Here is a 2,293-nt window from a genome sequence, read left to right as displayed (position 1 = left end):
GTACCAGATATATAACCGCGTATTCCAGTTTGAGTAGATGTAACAAGATATTTAAATACAAATCGATAAGTTGCTTGAGTAGAACTGTCCTTGACTAATGTGGGAGATAAAATGGATCCTGCTATTCCCGTCAAAACCTGATGGGAAGGATCGTATGCTTTTGTAATTTTGTTGCTGCTGATATCAACTTTAAAACTAGCTTTCCACGCACTTCCAGATGTATACGATATTAAATATGACCCATTGGAAACCCGTAAAGTTCTCGGAAGTTCTTCAATTGTTACATAATCAATATCCCCATTTTCATTCTGAATTTCAAATGTTTGTATTCCACCCTTGGAAAGGTCATACGATGCCTCGGATGGAAAAGAAGAATCTGCGGCAGCAGCACTAACAGGAGTTGCCGTGAAGAATAGAATGAAAAATGTTGTGGCGATACTAGTTATCCGTTTAAGTTTGTTGTTCAATAGAATCCCTCCTTTTTTATCTTATAACTTCTCGGAATCTTCATCCCTGATTTTATAAGGCTTTCAGACCCCTATCTCAAAAAATCACCCACTTCTTTGCAAAAAACGCTTGACAAATCGCCCCAAATTTGCGGCGAAGCCGATTGATTATAGTTTATTTCAAGCGACTGGAAGCGATTTTTTTGTTACCTTGTAATCCTGGCGGCCATACCGCCTATCTGAATACCTTCGTATCTGATTTCCTGAAATTTTATCCTGATTCCTTCGTACTCTCTAAAAGTACCTGGGATTATATCGTGCAGTTTTGGTGCCTCGATCTTTCCCTGACGGATTCCATTATAGAATGCTACTCCGTTTTTGGACCGGAACCACGGCCCCTTCATGCATGCTTCGTTCCTACCTGCATGCTTTGAAACTGGAAGTGACTTCCATCACAGTATGGTGCCGCATGCTCAGGGAAACGCCCCTTTATGCTATCCTTAGTGGATTCCCTGTCGGGGATACTCATAGTGTCGGGACTTTTTATGATTTCTTTTCCCGTATCTGGCAGGATGATTCCAACGACCTTTCCCCGAAAGACCGTTTCCCTAAAATGAAACCTCCCAAGGGGAAAAAGAAAGGAGATAAGACTCCCTGTGACTCTTCCAGTGTTGCTTCCAAACTTCTTCCTCTGCTGGAACGCTGGCAGTTAAAACCTGTAAATCCTTTTTTTCTCGTTTTCAGCCTCTATAAACAACAGTTCCTGGATCTTTCCATCTGTAAAGGATTAATCGTTCCAGACCATCTGGCTCTTGCCGGTGACGGCACTCCTGTCCGGACTGCTGCACGACAGAGAAAAAAACGAATCTGTAAATGTAAGGAAAATGGCTGCCCTTCCTGTAACTGCAAACGTCATTATTCTCAGCCGGACTGTAACTGGGGATGGGATTCCCACCGGGAATGCTATTTTTTCGGTTACCACCTCTACATGTATGTGGCCTCCGATTCCTACAGTGATCTTCCTGTATTTTCTCTTTTAGAGCGTGCTTCCCGCCATGATATGCTTTCTTTTCTTCACTCTTTTTTTACCATGAAAGCATACCTTCTGGAATTCCGTATTGTGAAACTCCTTCTGGACTCGGCCCATGATGCTTACCCTGTCTATGAATACTGCAGACGGGAAAATATCACACCCTTTATTGACCTCAATCCCGGATATACCGGACATTTTACCTATAAGGATGATTTCACCATTGATAAGGATGGGGTTCCTATCTGTAAGTTGGGCTTACGTATGCATAAAGATGGATATGAGGCTGCCAAACACAGAGCGAAATACCGGTGCCCAAAAGCAGACCGGAAACTTGGCTGTTTCTGCGAGTATCCCTGTTCACCAGCGAAATACGGCAGAATCGTACATATCTTTACCGATGACAATCCAAGGTTATTTAACATACCGCCAAGAGACAGTAAAGCATGGGAAAAGGAATATGACGGAAGGACCTTCGTGGAACGTTCTAACAAACGTGAGAAAGAAGACTATAAATTAGAAGACGGCAGGCACCGCTCTACGAAGATGTGGTACTGCCACCTCTATGGCATCATGATGCTACAACATCTTGATGCCTGGGAAATGCCGTCAGTCGAGGCATTTCAAAATTCATTATTAAGATTGGCCTCTTAATAATGTTATCTTAAACGACTCCATAAAATTTTTCAAGGCATAGTATCCTCTATGTCCAATGTTTATGTCCATTTCTCGTAAATTTCTTTTCCTGCACGATATTCAGTTGTCAATTTTCGGTTGGAACCTCATTCATTGAGATTCCGAGAAGTTATTCTTACAT

Annotated in this window: 3 protein-coding genes; 1 reads left to right on the top strand and 2 read right to left on the bottom strand. The window is 42.2% G+C overall.

Going from position 1 to position 2,293, the window contains the following annotated elements:
- Together JQM82_RS15290 and JQM82_RS15285 are read right to left on the bottom strand one after the other, a co-directional pair.
- On the bottom strand, positions 1–467 hold a 467-nt coding region (locus tag JQM82_RS15290; RefSeq protein WP_235251267.1), incomplete at its 3' end, for a DUF5626 family protein.
- A gap of 185 nt (positions 468–652) precedes the next feature.
- On the bottom strand, positions 653–850 hold the full coding sequence (locus JQM82_RS15285) for a hypothetical protein (RefSeq protein WP_235251266.1): 198 nt from the start codon (positions 848–850) through the stop codon (positions 653–655).
- A 2-nt stretch (positions 851–852) separates the two neighbouring features.
- Here JQM82_RS15285 and JQM82_RS15280 point away from each other — a divergent pair, with 2 nt between their 5' ends.
- Positions 853–2,130 (top strand): hypothetical protein, encoded by a 1,278-nt coding sequence (locus JQM82_RS15280; protein WP_235251265.1) that lies wholly within the window; start codon positions 853–855, stop codon positions 2,128–2,130.
- Positions 2,131–2,293 lie beyond the last annotated feature (163 nt).

The organism is Faecalicatena contorta (assembly GCF_021531995.1).
GTDB lineage: Bacteria > Bacillota > Clostridia > Lachnospirales > Lachnospiraceae > Dorea_A > Dorea_A contorta_A.
Note: the sequence above shows the minus strand (reverse complement) of the source record. Positions and strands in the feature narration are given on the sequence as shown.